Annotated in this window: 7 protein-coding genes, 2 tRNA genes and 1 rRNA gene; 5 read left to right on the top strand and 5 right to left on the bottom strand. The window is 32.8% G+C overall.

Features of this window, described 5'->3' with window-relative positions; genetic code table 11:
* Positions 1–83 precede the first annotated feature (83 nt).
* Both QVZ41_RS05125 and QVZ41_RS05120 read right to left on the bottom strand, forming a co-directional pair.
* A complete protein-coding gene (locus QVZ41_RS05125) occupies positions 84–893 on the bottom strand; it encodes a T9SS type A sorting domain-containing protein (protein ID WP_302883485.1) in 810 nt (269 codons plus the stop codon).
* A gap of 110 nt (positions 894–1,003) precedes the next feature.
* On the bottom strand, positions 1,004–6,994 hold the full coding sequence (locus QVZ41_RS05120; RefSeq protein WP_302883484.1) for a pectinesterase family protein: 5,991 nt from the start codon (positions 6,992–6,994) through the stop codon (positions 1,004–1,006).
* Positions 6,995–7,607: 613 nt separating this feature from the next.
* On the opposite strand from QVZ41_RS05120, the gene QVZ41_RS05115 reads away from it, so the two are divergent.
* Positions 7,608–10,094 carry a pectate lyase family protein gene (locus QVZ41_RS05115; protein ID WP_302883483.1) on the top strand — a complete coding sequence of 829 codons (2,487 nt, stop codon included), beginning with the start codon at positions 7,608–7,610 and terminating at the stop codon, positions 10,092–10,094.
* 54 nt (positions 10,095–10,148) lie between these two features.
* On the opposite strand, the gene QVZ41_RS05110 is transcribed toward QVZ41_RS05115, so the two are convergent.
* Together QVZ41_RS05110 and QVZ41_RS05105 are read right to left on the bottom strand one after the other, a co-directional pair.
* Positions 10,149–10,225: transfer RNA gene (locus tag QVZ41_RS05110), tRNA-Asn, on the bottom strand.
* Between the two features lie 66 nt (positions 10,226–10,291).
* Positions 10,292–10,365: transfer RNA gene (locus tag QVZ41_RS05105), tRNA-Asn, on the bottom strand.
* A gap of 217 nt (positions 10,366–10,582) precedes the next feature.
* On the opposite strand from QVZ41_RS05105, the gene QVZ41_RS05100 reads away from it, so the two are divergent.
* The 4 genes from QVZ41_RS05100 (at position 10,583) to katG (ending at position 17,668) form a co-directional block, all read left to right on the top strand.
* A complete protein-coding gene (locus QVZ41_RS05100) occupies positions 10,583–13,306 on the top strand; it encodes a 2-oxoglutarate dehydrogenase E1 component (protein ID WP_302883482.1) in 2,724 nt (907 codons plus the stop codon).
* A 46-nt stretch (positions 13,307–13,352) separates the two neighbouring features.
* Positions 13,353–14,576: a 2-oxoglutarate dehydrogenase complex dihydrolipoyllysine-residue succinyltransferase gene (odhB, locus tag QVZ41_RS05095; RefSeq protein WP_302883481.1), complete on the top strand. Its 1,224-nt coding sequence runs from the start codon at positions 13,353–13,355 to the stop codon at positions 14,574–14,576.
* Positions 14,577–14,819: 243 nt separating this feature from the next.
* Complete coding sequence (locus QVZ41_RS05090) at positions 14,820–15,158, top strand: cupin domain-containing protein (RefSeq protein ID WP_302883480.1); 339 nt, start codon at positions 14,820–14,822, stop codon at positions 15,156–15,158.
* Between the two features lie 341 nt (positions 15,159–15,499).
* Positions 15,500–17,668, top strand: a complete 2,169-nt coding sequence (katG, locus tag QVZ41_RS05085; protein WP_302883479.1) for a catalase/peroxidase HPI — start codon at positions 15,500–15,502, stop codon at positions 17,666–17,668.
* Between the two features lie 219 nt (positions 17,669–17,887).
* Here katG and rrf read toward each other — a convergent pair.
* Positions 17,888–17,996: ribosomal RNA gene (gene rrf, locus QVZ41_RS05080) — 5S ribosomal RNA — on the bottom strand.
* Positions 17,997–18,200 lie beyond the last annotated feature (204 nt).

The following is an 18,200-nucleotide window of genomic DNA, read 5'->3' as shown; positions in this document are numbered from 1 at the left end:
TTAATTTAAAAAAAACAAAACACCCCTAAGAAGCTTAGAGGTGTTTATACAAATTATTAATACTTGTCTATATAAGGTCAAGATTACTCAGTTGCTAATTTTAAAGATTTAATTCCTTTATCTGTTTTTACTTTAACAATCCACAAGCCTGATTTCATCATAAAGTTTACATCTTTATTTGTTTGGATTTTTTTTATCAGTGCCCCTGTAATACTATAAATACTTATCTCAGTATCTGTATCTACCTCAGAAACATAAACCTTGTTACCCATTGCTTTAACATTTGTCTTTATAGCTTCGTTAAGTCTGATTCCAAGATTTGATTCCTTGACTTCAATTTTATATAAATTAAAAGAATTAGATGTATATATGTATATTGTTCCGCCTGTACCTGTGTAGTTACCTATAATCGTTTCGGGATCTGTATTATCTACAATTGCATCAAAAGAATTTATTAAGCTCGTACCATCAGATATATATAGTGTTCGATTTGCACTACTACTTCCGGATCTGAACCAAACCTTAACATCTACTGGTCCCGTAACAGGAAATGATAAATAACTAATACTAGGCATAAAATCTACTGGATCTGAACCTCCATTAAACTTAAAACGATTAATTGCAGTATACTCATCAGGAGTACCTGCATCCCATGTTTTACCTCCAGAATTTTCTATTTGTCCAAATTTATCACCTGAATTGTCTCCAACTAAGGTTAAACCGTCTTTTACTACTGTTGTCCCTTCTGCAGCGTTATACGCCGCTACCGGCCACATAGCAATTTGAGCTGCACTTGTATAAGTAGCATCCCCTCCAAAATCCCAGATTTTGTTTTGCCCATTTGTATTATAAATACTGGCAATTAATGATAGAATAAGTAATCTTTTTTTCATCCTTTTTTAATTTTAATTGTTAATATAATTGACTATTTTTTTCTTGATCATTAAGAAGGAAATACTCTTAATTAAGTATCTCCTTCCTAAATTTATAATGTATTACTTTTTTAATTCATCAAAATTTTAGTGCTTTTTTTTCCTTCTACATTTTCTAATAATATAATATAAAATCCTTGTTGAAGATTAAATTCAGTATCAATCATAGTACTTAAAGACTTTATTAACATTCCTGTAATACTGTATACTTTAATTTTAGTTTTAGAATTTACATGGCTTATATACACTCTATCATTATATGCTTTTACATCAACACTATTTTCTTTATTGGTTAAAGGCTCTATCCTTAAAAAATCAAGCTGATTAACTGGATCCCAACCGTCATTTCCTTTGGTAAAACTAAAAGGTGTAATTTCTGTATTATCTTCTAAGACAGGTGTTGTTAAAACCGTAGACCAGGAAGCTCTAGTTGCAAAATTATTAACATCCGATGCTTCTTCAATAGTACCATATTCATACATAAACTGAGATTCACCGCCTAAAGTATTATTCCAACCTTCTTTAAAAATCATAGACTGTCCATTATATAATGGATTTTGAGAACTAGCTATTTTTGTGTTATAAAACACAACTTCACTAGTAGTAGCAGCCCAAGGACGACCAAAATAACCAGGCTTACCATAATTAATTGATGCAGTTTCAATACCTGGCTCAGCAGATCTAATATTACATTCATACATTAAATAACCTCTACCTCCTGAATGTTGTGCTGCTGTTATATAAGCAACATCACTACTAGCATCACTCGTGTTTAGTACTAAATCTGATTGATAAAATACCGCAACCATGCCTCCAAACAAATAATCTACAGCCCCCATTATAGCTCCTTTATATACAACAATTCTTGAATTGTGCTGGCCATAAAAAGAATCTTGACGACCTACAATACGACAATTATTTAAAATTGTTTTATCTCCAACCACACCAATAGCAGCTGCTCTTTCAACATATCCTAAATCTCTATTTTGAACCGATGTATCTCCATATGTTTTTGGTCTTTCTCCACCACTTGGAGATGCATTAGTTGTCAATACGATATCTTCAGATTCTTTTTTAGAAATGTATTGATTAAATGAGTTTTCAATAATAATATTATCTGCAATAAATCCATCACTTAAAATAACCATAGTAGCACACCAATATGAAGCATTAGTGGTTCCCGATTTATTTTCATATAATTGATAACCATTTTCAGTGTTTACCTCCAAAGCTTTAGCACTCCATTTGTTATTTGTATCCTGACTATAATAATTATATCCTGTTCCATAGTATGATGTAATTCTTACTGCATTAGCATCAATATCAACCCCTTTATTTAACAAGTCTATACTTGGTGTAGCCGAAGCATTTTTAAATGTTATATTTGGATTATTAATTACTACCATTTCTTCATAATTACCTGGATCTATCATTACCGTGACACGCTCATTATTTGGACGATTCATCTCTGCAATTGCATTTAACGCTTCATTAATAGTTTCGTAATCCTTACCTATTCCTACTGTAATTAATGAATTAAAAGCAACCACTGGTTTCACTTCTATATTTGTTAAATAAGATGAGCTTGATCCTGAACATAAAATAGTTACTGTTCCGGCAGTATTTCCTTGATAAACATATTCAACAAACTCCATAGAAGAAGTACTACCACTTGATGTTATAATTGTTTCTCCTCCATTAATGGTAAATTCTGCAGCGTAGTAATAAGTCACAATCATTTTTTGCCCTGGACTTAATGGAACCTCTATAGAACTTTCGTTAGAACCTATTATATGACCTTTTGCCTTTTCATTTTTAATACCAGATAACACCAATCCTTTATAATGTGTATCAGTATTCAAAATTTCTTTATCATCAAAACTCCAATTTGTTACTGGACTAAATTCTAAATCTTTTGAAACATCTTTTCCTAATATAGTTGTGTTTGATGTTAATGCTAAGGTAATTGGATACTCATCTAACCCAGAATAATCAATAGTATAAACTCCGTCTCTTAATGCTATATTTGTAACATCTGTAAAATGATATTCATACCCCAACTCATTTAAATTAGAAAATGTTAGTTCAAGTTTACTCAACTGTGTTGCACTTAAACCCGGTGCATTGATTATTACATCATATAACATTTTTTTAGAAAAATCTATATCTGTAGATTCATTAGCCGCTCCAATAGTTATTGTATTTGCTAATATTTCATAATCATTAACCCCTTTTGCACTGATTGTATACTCCGTATTTGGTTCTAATTGAACTGTGTAAGTTGAATTTTCAACGTCAATCACTATTTCTGGAATAAATATTTTATTTGCATATGTATCTGTAGTATAAGTTATAACAGCATTAGAAATATTAGATCCAAGACCAGTAATACTCCCACTTACTGTATATAATTCTACTCGTTCAATATTTATATCTAATGAACCTGTAACTTCTTCTAGTAAAATTGAATTAGAAGTACTAATTACATAACCATTTGCATCTTTTAAGCTTAAGTTATAGTTATATCCCTGTGGTAAATTTATACTATAAACTCCATTTGATGGAAACACAGACCATGTCTTACCTGCCTCATTAGTAAATGTAATTCCATAATTATTAGAAATCCCATCTGCTTGACTTATATCAACATTACCTGTTAAAGTTTTATATACCGCATCATTTCTTTCAATTCTAAAGTAACTCGGTTTATCTACACTATCATATATACGGTAGGAACCAGCATTTTTTGCAACAAATTTAACAATTGAAACCTCGCTATTTGTTTTTACACTTACTACATCATCTTGAACTTCTGGATCTGCAACATAAGTAAAGTGAATACTCCCATTTCCATTTTGTGTGGACATTGCTATTGACACTTCATCATCTTTACTTAATGTAAGACTCATATATCTTCCAATAGCACCTGCACCATTTACATAAATTCTTCCATTATATCCCTCAACACTACTCAAATTTTCATCATAACGAGTTAAATTTGTATTGTTTGTTCTTAAACGGTCATTTGTTCCTCCTACCCAACTTAATATCCCTTCTGACCATGAAGGTAAAGTGTTTGATGATGCTGAGCTCCCCACTTGAATAGAAGCACTGTACCAAGCGTTAATTTTATCTTCATCTAATTTGTTGTTATATAATTGTGAATCTAATTGCTCTGCACCAAAATCCCATACATCAATTTTCCCATTAGAAGTTTCAATAGTTGCTGCATTTTCCACAGACATTCCATGTAAATAAATTTCGGCACTAGGATATTCTTCACTTAATATTGTTGCTGTAATTTTACCTGCTGCTCCTGTATAACTAAAATTCATCGGAACACCATCAATTGATTCTGTAATATTTTGAGCTGGAATATTTCCTATTACGTTACCATTAATATCTTTAAATTCCAAAATGGCATCTGTTGCAGAGCCATATTGATCTACAATAAAAGTAACAGTAGCATTACCTGCAACAATAATATCAAATGAATTTCCTGGGAAAAAGACACCTCCATGGGTTGCATCATGAAAACCAAACTGTCCAGACTCTTCTGTAGTATTACTATTCATAGTAACAATTCCATCACTTGTTTTGAATATATTATACCTTAAAGATGTATAACTAGTTTGTGGCATTTCCGAACCATCTGCAAAACTATAGATATAGGTTTCTCCTGGTGTTGCGCCTACAATTGTTCCACTATCTGAAATATTAAAAATATATGACTTTGGGTCATTTCCATCATCTGTAAAGTTTATCGTAAGTATGTTTCCATCTATCGATGTTGATATAATATCACCAGAAACTATTGGTGTAAAAGACGATAAGTCTGCACCTCCTAAATCAATTTCAATTGAGGCTTCCGTATTTGTACTGCTAAACACTGTACCATTATCAATATTAACTGTTGCTGTTTCGCTAGCCTCAGTACCCGATACAAAATCAATTTGACTTCCGTTAATAGTTATCGTACCTGTTCTTTTCTTCCACGGAGTTAAGCTCATTTCGTAAACAATTGGTAATACTTCAATTAAAGGTACATAACTGGTACCACCTGTATTAGTAATTATCACTGTTCCTTCCTCTCCAATATATGTAAAGTCTATATATGTTGGATTCATATCACTATATGTAGTTCCCGTATTATTACTTTGTGATGAAGTATCAAAAGCTCCTGTTGTACTCGATAAGTTAATAGTTCCTCCAGAATACTGATCAGAAGCTATTCTAATTTTACTATTACCAGATACTTGAAGTGTAATGATGTTTCCATCTTTAAGAGTTACTCCATGCTGGGTTCCGTGATATGCATATGCATTTGAAGATCCTGATTCTATTTTAACCAATCCTTTTTCTATTATAACATTTCCAGGTGCTCCACTAGGCACAATAGTATTATCTCTAAAATCAAAATAATAAGGAATGTTAATTTCCGCTGAAGCATAGGCCACTCCTGACTGAGAAGGAATAACTTGTATTAATGGTAGATATAAATCATTTCCTGATCCTGCAACTGTGGTAAATGTTAAAGTAGTTGCTGGTCCTGAATAAACAATATCAAAAGTATCTGATAAGTCATTTACTACTTTACCTACTTGAATTCCTAAATCTCCATCTGAACTAGCTGTACCTTTTACATCTAAACCAGAATATTTAGAACCTAAAAACCTAATGGTAGAACTTCCATCAACATCTAGGCTGATTGTACCGTTAACTTTCATAGAAAGCCCATATTGAGTTCCATGATGTGAATAATTTCCTCCTAAAAGTAACTTATTGTCAATACTTTGCCCTGCACTTATAATGGTTCCATCTCTAAAATCGTAAGAAACAACATTATTTAACACACCATTATCATGTAATATAATAGTAAAGGTTTTAGAATCCGTAGCTTCGTTAACAAAAGTGATTTTAAGTTCATTTTCATTAATTACTGCTGAAGCAATATCTCCAGAAACTACTGGAGTAATGGTTGATAAATTAGCTCCCTCTAAATTAATTGCTACTTTTCCACTATTTTTAGATTCAGAAATAACAATACCTTCACTAACTGTAATCATGGCGTTATCTGCTGGTGTAAGTCCAGAAGTAAGAGTGATATCAACACCACCTAACGAAACAATTCCTGATTTTTGCACATATGAACTTAATGAAACCTCATGTGGTACTGGGGCAATTTGTATGTAGGGTAAATATGCTGTTCCTCCATCTACATGTTCTAACACTATAGTACCTTCTGTTCCTACGTATAAAAAATCTACCCACGTTTGTACTCCATCACTATAAGTTGTTCCAATATTATTTTGAGAAGCTATATCAAATACACCTGTTGTACTTGTTGCACTAATTGCACCTGAAGAATATTGATCAGTAGCGACTCTAATTTTACTATTACCTGCCACCTGTAATGTAATAGTATTACCATCTTTAAAAGTGATTCCATGTTGTGAACCATTTAAGCTTAATGCATTACTATTACCAGAGTCAATAACAATCAGTCCTGACTCTACATGATTTCCCGAACCACTAGCATAAATACTATTATCTCTTAAATCAAAATTATATATAACATTTGCTTCGGCAGTTGTAAAATCTTTACCCAATTGAGCAGGAATAACTTCAATAGACGGCAAATAAAGGTCGTTACCAGTACCTGCAAGTGTAGCAAATGTTATTGTTGCTGCTGATCCAGAATATACAAAATCAAAAGTATCGGTTAAATCATTAGCTACTTTTGCAACCTGAATTCCTAAGTCACCATCAATCGTTGCAGTTCCTTTCACATTTAATCCTGAATAATTCGAACCTAGAAATCTTATTGTTGAACTTCCATCTAAAGAAATAGATATTGTTCCATCAACCTTCATCGCAAGCCCATACTGAGCTCCATGATATGAATAATTCCCTCCTAAAGTTAATTTTGCATCAGTACTTTGCTGATTGGAAATTATAGTTCCATCTCTAAAATCATAAACAACTGAATTAGAGACCTGACCTTGAGCCCAATGCAAAAAAAAGAGCATGGACAATAACAGAAAAAAGGATGTTTTTTTCATTATCATTAAATTTTGTTTAATTAATTAGTTTAGTATAGTTTTTAATCATCCACTCTAAATAAATTTTATTTTCTAAAAAATACTAGTTAGGAAGCCATTAAATGCTATTAGCAATAATCTTTATTACCCTATTTTTATAGATAAAGAATTAAATTAATACTTGAAAAACAGAAAACATTCTTCTATGAAAAGAATCAATTATTTTAAATATAATTTGGTTATTTTTTTAAGAGTAATTTTTCAATTCATACGCTAATATATTTTCACACACTTAATGTTTTTTTGTAAATAAATAAAAAAAACAACAATAAAACTAAGAATTTATTAAAAATGTAATCGATTAACTTATTTATATAATATTTTAAACACCAATAAGTTGTAAAAAATGTAATCGATTTTGCTAAATTTTATAAATTAATGACTTTACAAAGATGTTTTTTTCTCTATTTTTTTTAAAATCATGATAAAACAATTGTATAATCAAATAAAAAAAATCATTAAAAACATAATATAAATCAATAAAAACCTGTTTAAAATATAAATTAATAAAAAAAAGATGTTTTATATAAAAAAAACATAATTTTATGCAATCGATTACAAAAAAAATAAAATCATGAAAAAAAAAATACTTTATCTATTTATCTTACTTGTATCTTTTCAAGTAAGATCCCAATCTGTAACAATTAATGAGTCTGGAGGTTCATTTGAATCTGCTTATGTTAAATGGCAACCTATTTCTGAAGCCAATAGCTACAATGTATATTATTCTGGTGAAGGTATCAGTTCTGAAAAGATTGATTCACAACTAATAAGATGTTACAATGACGGTACATATCGTGCAGATATTTTAGGGTTAAAAGCTGGTAGTTATACTATTTCAGTTGTTCCTGTGGTAAACGGTGTAGAAACCACAGCCGCTGTAAGTACTCCAATAAATGTAATTCCACATGACAGAGCTGGTTTTGCTTTTTCTGGGAATAGAATTGCAGGTGCTTATAATTTAGACGGAACTCCACAATCTGGTGCTGTTATATTGTATATAACTGAAGAAACAAAAAACACCATTGAACTTAATGTAACAGGAGCCAGTACTCCTACCAGTACTGGTTTACAAGATATTCTGGATGGATTTAAAAAAGGAAAAGATACCCGTCCGTTAATTATTAGAATGATCGGACAAATTACAGATCCCTCCTATTTATTAAATGGAGATATTGTAATTGAAAACAATCAAAACATGAATAGCCACATTACGCTCGAAGGTGTTGGTGATGATGCTGTAGCTGATGGTTGGGGAATTAGAGTAAAAAATGCATCAAATATTGAAATTAGGAATATTGGTACCATGAATTGTAACAGTGGTGAAGGTGATAATATTGGTCTGCAACAAAGTAATGATCATATTTGGGTTCATAACGTAGATTTCTTTTATGGAGATGCCGGTGGAGATGCCGATCAAGCTAAAGGTGACGGTGCTCTTGATTGTAAAAAATCTACCTATGTTACATTTTCATACAATCACTTTTGGGATTCTGGTAAGTCTAATTTACTAGGGCTTAGCGAGGGAGCTGATCCAAATTTATTTATCACTTACCATCATAACTGGTACGACCATTCAGATTCTCGTCATCCACGTGTACGTTATTATTCTGCTCATGTTTACAACAATTATTACGATGGAAATTCAAAATATGGAATTGGTTCAACTTTAGGATCTTCTGTTTTTTCTGAAAATAATTATTTTAGAAACTGTAAATACCCTATGCTAACCTCTTTACAAGGAACGGATATTTTTTATGGATATCCTACTTTTTCTGGAGAAGATGGGGGGGCTATAAAAGCTTATGGAAACACCATAATAGGAGAAACAAGATTTGTTGCCTATGGAGATAATAATTACACTAGTAGTACAACCGAATTTGATGCCATTGTAACAAGTGCCAGAAATGAAACAATACCCAATACTATTACCTCAAAAAAAGGAAGTAATATTTACAATAATTTTGACACCAATGGTAGTTTAGATTATACATACACCGTTGATACTGCCGAAGAGGCAAAAGCAAAAGTAATGCAATATGCTGGTAGATTAAATGGAGGTGATTTTACATGGACTTTTAACAATAGTGTTGACGATACTTCTTCTAGTGTTAACACCGCCTTAAAACAAGCCTTAATCTCTTATCAAACCAACCTGACTTGTGTTCAAGGAATCAGCGAACCGCCAAGTAGTCAAACTCTAATAATTACATCAGATAATAAAGATCAATCTGTTTTAGATGAAACTGCTATAGAACCTATTGTATTTAGTTGGGGAGGAGATGCAACAGATGTTACCATAACAGGAATTCCTGCTTCGGGAATTGATTTTGTTAAAGATAACTCTGCAAAAACAGTAACTATTTCTGGTACTCCAATGGCAGATGTTTCTTACACAATTACTACCACTGGAAATGCAGGAACACCAGTATCAAAATCTGGAACCATCAGTTTAATCACAATAACTTCAGGAGATTTAATTCATAATTTCACCACTTCATCAAAAACAAGTGATTTTTACACAATTACAGGAAATATAAATTCTACTGATGGATCTGTTAACTATGATGGTTTAACATTAACTACACGTTTAAAAATCGAATCCTCTACAAGCATTACCTATACAACAGCAGAAACTTCTGACTTAACGTTGGTTTTTGATGCTACTTTTACTGGAAAAATTAAATTAGACGGTATAGATTATACAGCATCTAATGGAGTAGTTATCATTACAGATATTGCTGCAGGATCACATAGCATAACAAAAAACAATACCACAAATCTTTTTTATATCAAAACAACATATAAAACTTTAGCATTCAACAATCCTAAAAACTTACCTAAAATAAACTTATACCCTAATCCTACTTCAAGCATATTACAGATTGATACTACTTTAGATATAGAAGAAATTCAAATATTAAATATGTTAGGATCACTTGTTAAAAAAATTAAAGGAGACTCAAAACTAATAGATATTAGTCATTTAAATAGCGGTAGTTACCTTCTATGCATTAAAACAAACAAGGGAATTTATAAACAAATAGTTTTAAGAAATTAAATAAACTACGAATTAGGTATAAAAAAAACGCTATCACATTGTGATAGCGTTTTTTGGCTCCCCCTCTAGGGCTCGAACCTAGGACCCTCTGATTAACAGTCAGATGCTCTAACCAACTGAGCTAAGGAGGAATTTCCATCAATGGAAAATATGCCTTAGTGCTTTTAGAAAATTCTAGACTTAACTAGTGTTGCTTGCTCCCCCTCTAGGGCTCGAACCTAGGACCCTCTGATTAACAGTCAGATGCTCTAACCAACTGAGCTAAGGAGGAATTTGCTTTTAGCTACAACATTTCCTTTTTGCGGTTGCAAATATATGTCTTTTTCTAAATCTCACATAATTTTTTTTAAAAAAAACAAAAAAAAACAATTTGTTAGAATATTACTGATTTCTTACATTATATGAAATAAAGATTTGTGAAAGCAACAATTTAATTATTTTTGCTTATTCGACAACGAACATCAAATATAAGACAACACATATATAATATGGATAAATTTTCTTTTCTTAATGCTGCTCACACAGGATTTATTGCTGACCTATATGAGCAATATCAAAAAAGTCCAGACAGTATTGAGCCAAGTTGGAAAAGTTTTTTTCAAGGGTATGATTTAGCTAATGAATTATACGAAGATGAAACCAATATTGAAGTACCACAAGAAGTTAAAAAAGAGTTTTTAGTTCTTGAATTAATCAATGGGTACAGAACTAGAGGGCATTTATTTACCAAAACAAACCCGGTAAGAGAACGTAGACATTACGAACCTAAACTTGAAATTGAAAACTTTGGATTATCTAAAGACGATTTACAAACTGTTTTTAGTGCAGGTGAAGTTATTGGTATTGGTGCGGCAACATTAGAGGCTATTGTTAATAGATTAAAAGAAATTTATTGCGATTCAATTGGTATCGAATACATGTATATTCGTCAACCTGAAGAAATCAAATGGTGGCAAAACAGATTGAACAAAAATGCCAATCAAGCAGATTTTAACGTAGATCAAAAAAAATACATCCTTAAAAAGTTAACACAAGCTGTTGGGTTCGAAAACTTTTTACAAACAAAATATGTAGGTCAAAAACGTTTCTCTGTAGAAGGTGGAGAAACTGTTATTCCTGCTTTAGCAACTGCATTAAAAACGGCTGCCGAAAAATACAACGTAAAAGAATGTGTATTGGGAATGGCTCACCGTGGTCGTTTAAACACGTTAACAAACATCTTTAAAAAGCCTGTTCGTGATTTATTCTCTGAATTTGAAGGAAAAGATTTTGATGAAGAAAACATTGATGGAGATGTTAAATACCACATGGGTTTAACTCGCAGTAAAACCTATCAAGATGGTTCGGAAATGAGAATGAACTTATTACCTAACCCATCTCACCTAGAAACTGTTGGTCCTGTTGCCCAAGGAGTTGCAAGAGCTAAAATTGACACTCTTTATAATGGTGATGAAGGAGCTATTTTACCAATTATTATTCATGGGGATGCTGCCGTTGCTGGTCAAGGAGTAGTTTACGAAGTAATTCAAATGAGTAAACTTAATGGTTATAAAACTGGAGGTACTTTACACTTAGTCATCAACAACCAAGTAGGATTTACAACCAATTATTTAGATGCTCGTTCTAGTACTTATTGTACAGATGTTGCCAAAGTAACTTTATCACCTGTATTACACGTAAATGCTGATGATGTAGAAGCTGTTTGTCATGCAATTGAATTGGCATTAGAGTTTAGAATGACATTCAAACGTGATATTTTTATTGACTTATTAGGATACCGTAAATATGGACATAACGAAGGGGATGAGCCAAGATTTACGCAACCTCAATTATATAAAAACATTGCCAAGCATAAAAACCCAAGAGATATATATGTAGATCAGTTAATTGCTGAAAATAGTATAGATGAGGCTTATGCTCAAGGTTTACAAGATGAATACAAAAATTTATTAGAAGATAAATTCTTACAAGCTAAAAACGATGAAACTTCTAAAGTAATTCCTTTTATGGAAGAAACATGGGAAGGTTTTGTTAGAGAAGGGTTATCAGAGATGTTAGCTCCTATCAATACTACATATCCTAAAAACAAATTAGAAGATATTACTAGAGTGATATCTCAAAATCCTGAGGGAGTAAAATTTGTTCGTAAAGCACAACGTATTATCGAAAGCCGTGCTAAGATGGTTTTTGAAGACAATCAATTAGATTGGGGAACAGCAGAAAACTTAGCCTACGGTTCTTTGTTAGAAGAAGGATTTAATGTTCGTATTTCTGGACAAGATGTAGAACGTGGTACTTTTAGCCACCGTCATGCTATTTTAAGAGATGAGCTTTCAGAGGAAAGAATCAACTTATTAAATACCAATAAGAACAACAAAGGGGTAATGACCATATACAACTCTTTATTATCAGAATACGGAGTTTTAGGTTTTGATTATGGATACGCGATGGCTCATCCAAATACCTTAACAATTTGGGAAGCACAATTTGGTGACTTTGGAAACGGAGCTCAAATTATGTTCGACCAGTACATCTGTGCTGCCGAAGACAAATGGAAATTACAAAACGGTATTGTAATGTTGTTACCTCACGGTTACGAAGGACAAGGATCAGAACACTCATCTGCAAGAATTGAAAGATACTTACAGTTATGCGATTATGATAACATGACCATTGCTAACTGTACAGAACCAGCAAACATGTATCACTTGTTACGTCGTCATATGAAACGTAACCACCGTAAACCATTAATCGTATTTACGCCTAAGAGTTTATTACGTCATCCTAAAGCAGTAAATACTATTGAGGAATTAGCCGATGGAGCTTTTCAAGAAGTAATTGACGATACAATCATCAACAAAGCAAACGTTAAAAAAGTAGTTTTCTGTTCTGGTAAATTCTACTACGATATGTTAGAAGAAAGAGAAAAATTAGAAAACGAATCTGTTGCTTTGGTACGTATAGAACAATTGTTCCCTTTACACGAAGAAAAAATTCAAGCTGTGATAGATTCATATCCTGCTGATGTTGAATTTGTATGGGCACAAGAAGAACCAGAAAACATGGGACCATGGCCATACATGTTACAACGTTTTAAATTAGTACCTTTAAGCGTAGCATCACTTAAATTCTACTCTGTTCCTGCTGCAGGATCTAGTGCTAGATTTAAAAAGAGACATCAAGAAGTACTAAATAAAGTATTTCAATCATAAACAAAGAACACACTAAATAAACAAATAACATCAAAAATATTATCTAATGGTTTTAGAAATGAAAGTCCCTTCTCCGGGAGAATCAATCACAGAAGTAGAAATCGCAACTTGGTTAGTTGAAGATGGTGATTATGTAGAAAAAGACCAACCAATTGCTGAAGTAGATTCTGATAAAGCAACTTTAGAATTACCTGCAGAAGAAAGTGGAATTATCACTTTAAAAGCAGAAGAAGGTGATGCTGTAGCCGTAGGTGCTGTAGTATGCTTAATTGATATGGATGCTGAAAGACCTGATGGTGCTGCTGCTCCAGAGAAAAAAGCTGAACCTGCTAAAAAAGAAGAGGCGGCACCTGCAAAAGAAGCTCCTGCCGCTACTAAAAATGAAAATACAACTTATGCTGCCGGAAGTGCATCTCCTGCAGCTAAAAAGATTTTAGACGAAAAAGGAATCGAAGCTGGTGCTATTCAAGGTACTGGTAAAGATGGTAGAGTTACTAAAGAAGATGCTATCAACGCAGTACCTGCAATGGGAAGCGCTACTGGTAGTCGTGCTTCTGAAAGTAAAAAAATGTCTATGTTACGTAGAAAAGTAGCACAGCGTTTGGTTTCTGTTAAAAATGAAACAGCGATGTTAACTACTTTTAATGAAGTAAACATGCAACCTGTTTTTGACTTACGTAATCAATACAAAGAAGAATTTAAAGCAAAACACGGAGTTGGTTTAGGATTTATGTCTTTCTTTACCTTAGCGGTTACTAGAGCTTTAGAATTATATCCTGATGTAAACTCAATGATTGATGGTGATTACCAAATCAAAAACGAATTTGCTGATATTTCTATTGCTGTATCTGGTCCTAAAGGATTAATGGTTCCTGTAATTAGAAATGCAGAAAACTTATCTTTTAGAGGAGTTGAAGCAGAAGTAAAACGTTTGGCTTTAAGAGCTCGTGACGGTCAAATTACTGTAGATGAAATGACAGGTGGTACTTTTACAATCACCAACGGTGGTGTGTTTGGATCTATGTTATCTACACCAATCATCAACCCTCCTCAGTCTGCTATTTTAGGAATGCATAACATCGTTGAGCGTCCAATGGCAGTAAACGGTCAAGTGGTAATTCAACCAATCATGTACGTGGCATTGTCTTACGATCACAGAATTGTAGATGGTCGTGAATCAGTTGGTTTCTTAGTCGCTATTAAAGAAGCTATAGAAAATCCAATTGAATTATTAATGAACAACAATCCTAAAAAAGCGTTAGAGTTATAATCTAATCCTTTTTAAATATTAAAAGAGCATCTTATTCATTTAAGGTGCTCTTTCTTTTTTTGGGCGTTACTCAAAGGGGCGGGCTTTCGTTACTCGCTTTTTAAAGGTGTCCAAACCAAGTCTAACCCCCTTTAAAAGAGCTCAAACAACAATTTATCTTGAGCTTGTCGAAAGACTCAATCCCTAACGCAAAAAAATTCCTCTATAAATTATATTACTTTTATACATACAATTTATCATCATATGAAACTTACTCACACAAATTCTTTACAAGAGATATTAACCAACCATAACGCTAACGTAAAGAAGAAAGTATTTATAAAAAAAGGAGAAATTCCTCAGTTAATGATGTTTGGTTCAGCTACTTTTAAACCTGGTGATAAAGTGGAAACACATGTACATAAAACCATGTACGAAGTGTTTTATATCCAAACAGGGACAATAGACTTCATCATCAATGGTAATAAAACAACTGTCTATGCAGGAGATTGTATTACTATAGAGCCAGGGGAACTTCACTCACAACATAATAATTACTGCGAAAAGGTGACATGGATTTATTTTGGGATAGCCACTGATTAGCAAGAAATCAATTAGAATAATACAATCACCATGTATTTGAATTATAAATTAATAGCCGACTCAAAAACATTTGATTCGGCTTTTTTAATACCCCATAATATTAAATATAACTAATGATTAAAAAACTCATAAGAACATCACTTTATCATTTTAAAAAAATATAATCTATAAGCACATATTTTTTTGCTCTATTGATAAACATTTCAGAACTTAAATGGAAATATTAAAACATCTTAAATATATTCTATTCATAGTAAAAAACTATGAGTATATAAAAACTATAGATGAAAACAATCCAACATAAAACCCTAGTTTTGAAAAATAATTAAAAATATAATCTTATGGATAATAATAACTTTTCTGGAGACATCTCTAAATGTCCATTTCACGGAGGAAATACCGTTAGTGAAAAATCTTATCAATGGTGGCCAAACACACTTAATTTAGATATTTTACATCAACATGATGTGAAAGTCAATCCTCTTGGTCAAGATTTTAATTATCACGAAGAATTAAAAAAATTAGATGTTAAAGCTCTTAAAAAAGATGTTACTGATTTAATGACAGACAGTCAAGATTGGTGGCCTGCAGATTGGGGAACTTATGCTGGATTAATGGTTCGTATGGCATGGCATGCTGCTGGTTCTTATAGAGCTCTTGACGGACGTGGTGGTGCAGCTACAGGGAATCAACGCTTTGCCCCTTTAAACTCATGGCCAGACAATGCTAGTTTAGACAAAGCAAGGCGATTACTTTGGCCAATAAAGAAGAAATATGGGAATAAAATAAGTTGGGCAGATTTAATAATTCTTGCTGGTACTATTGCGTATGAAACTGTAGGATTAAAAACATTTGGATTTGCTTTTGGTAGAAACGACATTTGGCATCCTGAAAAAGACATTTACTGGGGATCAGAAAAAGAATGGTTAGCTCCTAGTGAAAATCGTTATGAGAATTTAGAAAAACCTTCAACGCTAGAAAAACCTTTAGCCGCAGTACACATGGGGTTAATATATGTAAATCCAGAAGGAGTTAACGGAAATCCTGATCCTGCAAAAACAGCTCTGCACATTCGTGAAACCTTTGCTCGTATGGCTATGAACGATGAAGAAACTGCAGCGTTAACCGCTGGTGGTCATACCATAGGAAAAGCACATGGAAACGGAGACGCTAGTATTTTAGGGCCTGAACCAGAAGCTGCAGCAATTGAAGAACAAGGGTTTGGATGGTCTAATCCTACGGGTAAAGGAAAAGGTCGTGATGCGGTAACTAGTGGTATTGAAGGAGCTTGGACAACCAATCCTACAAAATGGGATAATGGTTATTTTGATTTATTGTTTGGTTATGAATGGCAATTAACAAAAAGTCCTGCCGGTGCTCATCAATGGGAACCTATAAATATTAAAGAGGAACACAAACCAGTGGATGTTGAAGATGCTTCTATACGAGTAATGCCAATGATGACAGATGCGGATATGGCGATGAAAGTAGACCCCATTTATCGTGAAATATGTGAAAAATTTAAAAATGATCATGCATATTTCTCTGATACTTTTGCGCGTGCGTGGTTTAAATTAACCCATCGTGATATGGGACCTAAAGCTAGGTATTTTGGGCCAGATGTTCCTAACGAAGATTTAATTTGGCAAGATCCTATTCCTGCTGGTAACAAAGATTATGATGTAAATACTGTAAAAGAAAAAATAGCAAGTTCTGGATTGAGTATCTCTGAAATGGTTACTACCGCTTGGGACAGTGCTAGAACTTACAGAGGGTCTGATATGCGTGGTGGTGCTAATGGAGCACGTATCCGTTTAGCTCCACAAAAAGATTGGGAAGCAAATGAGCCTGAAAAATTAAAAAAAGTTTTAACCGTCTTGGAACCTATAGCCTATGAATTTGGTATTAGTGTAGCAGACACAATTGTATTAGCAGGTAATGTTGGAATTGAAAAAGCTGCAAAAAATGCCGGTCATGAAATAACAATATCTTTTAAACCAGGTCGTGGAGATGCTAGCCAAGAGATGACTGAAGTAGATTCTTTTAAATTTTTAGAACCTTTTGCCGATGGATTTAGAAACTTTCAGAAAAATGAATATGAAATAAGTCCTGAAGAAATGTTAGTGGACAAAGCTCAACTGTTAGGATTAACAGCTCCAGAAATGACCGTCCTATTAGGAGGTATGCGTGTGATAGGTACAAATTACGGAAATACTGAACATGGAGTTTTTACAAATAAAAAAGGAGCTTTATCCAATGACTTTTTTGTGAACATAACTGATATGGGAAATACATGGAAAGCAGTTGGACAAAATAATTATGAAATTAGAGATAGAAAAACAAATGAGAAAAAATGGTCTGCCACACGCGTAGATTTGGTTTTTGGTTCTAACTCTATCTTAAGATCATATGCAGAAGTTTATGCTCAAGATGATCATAAAGAAAAATTTGTAAAAGACTTTGTAAAAGTTTGGACAAAAGTGATGAATGCAGATCGTTTTGATCAATAATAAATTATACATTTCAAAAAAAGGCATCTTAATTAAGATGCCTTTTTTTAATAGTTTAACTTCTACAGAAGTTTTTCAATTAACACTTTAAGTTAAATATGTATTTAATTCCACGATCGAATTTGAGGTGTATTTATTTTGTGAGTATCTCATTCACTACTTCCCCAAAAAGAAGGATATAAAAAAACCTCATTCAATTTAATGAATGAGGTTTCTAAAAAAAGGCGATGACATACTCTCCCAGCAATGCTAGTACCATCTGCGCTAATAGGCTTAACTTCTCTGTTCGGAATGGGAAGAGGTGAGCCCTATTGCAATAATCACCTTAAGGTCTTGGTTGATTGTTTTTAGTTCTTCGTTGTTAGTTTTTTTACTAACAACTATAAACCACTAACTAACAACTAGTATATGTTAACATATTGATACCAATATTGTTTATTGTATTTATATTACTTGGTAGTGAAATCAATAATTAAAGCCCGCAGTACATAAGCCTATGGGTTATTAGTAATACTCGGCTATGACATTACTG

Origin of the sequence: Wenyingzhuangia gilva (assembly GCF_030519655.1) — a bacterium.
Classification (GTDB): domain Bacteria; phylum Bacteroidota; class Bacteroidia; order Flavobacteriales; family Flavobacteriaceae; genus Wenyingzhuangia; species Wenyingzhuangia gilva.
This window is presented reverse-complemented; position numbering and strand designations above follow the sequence as displayed.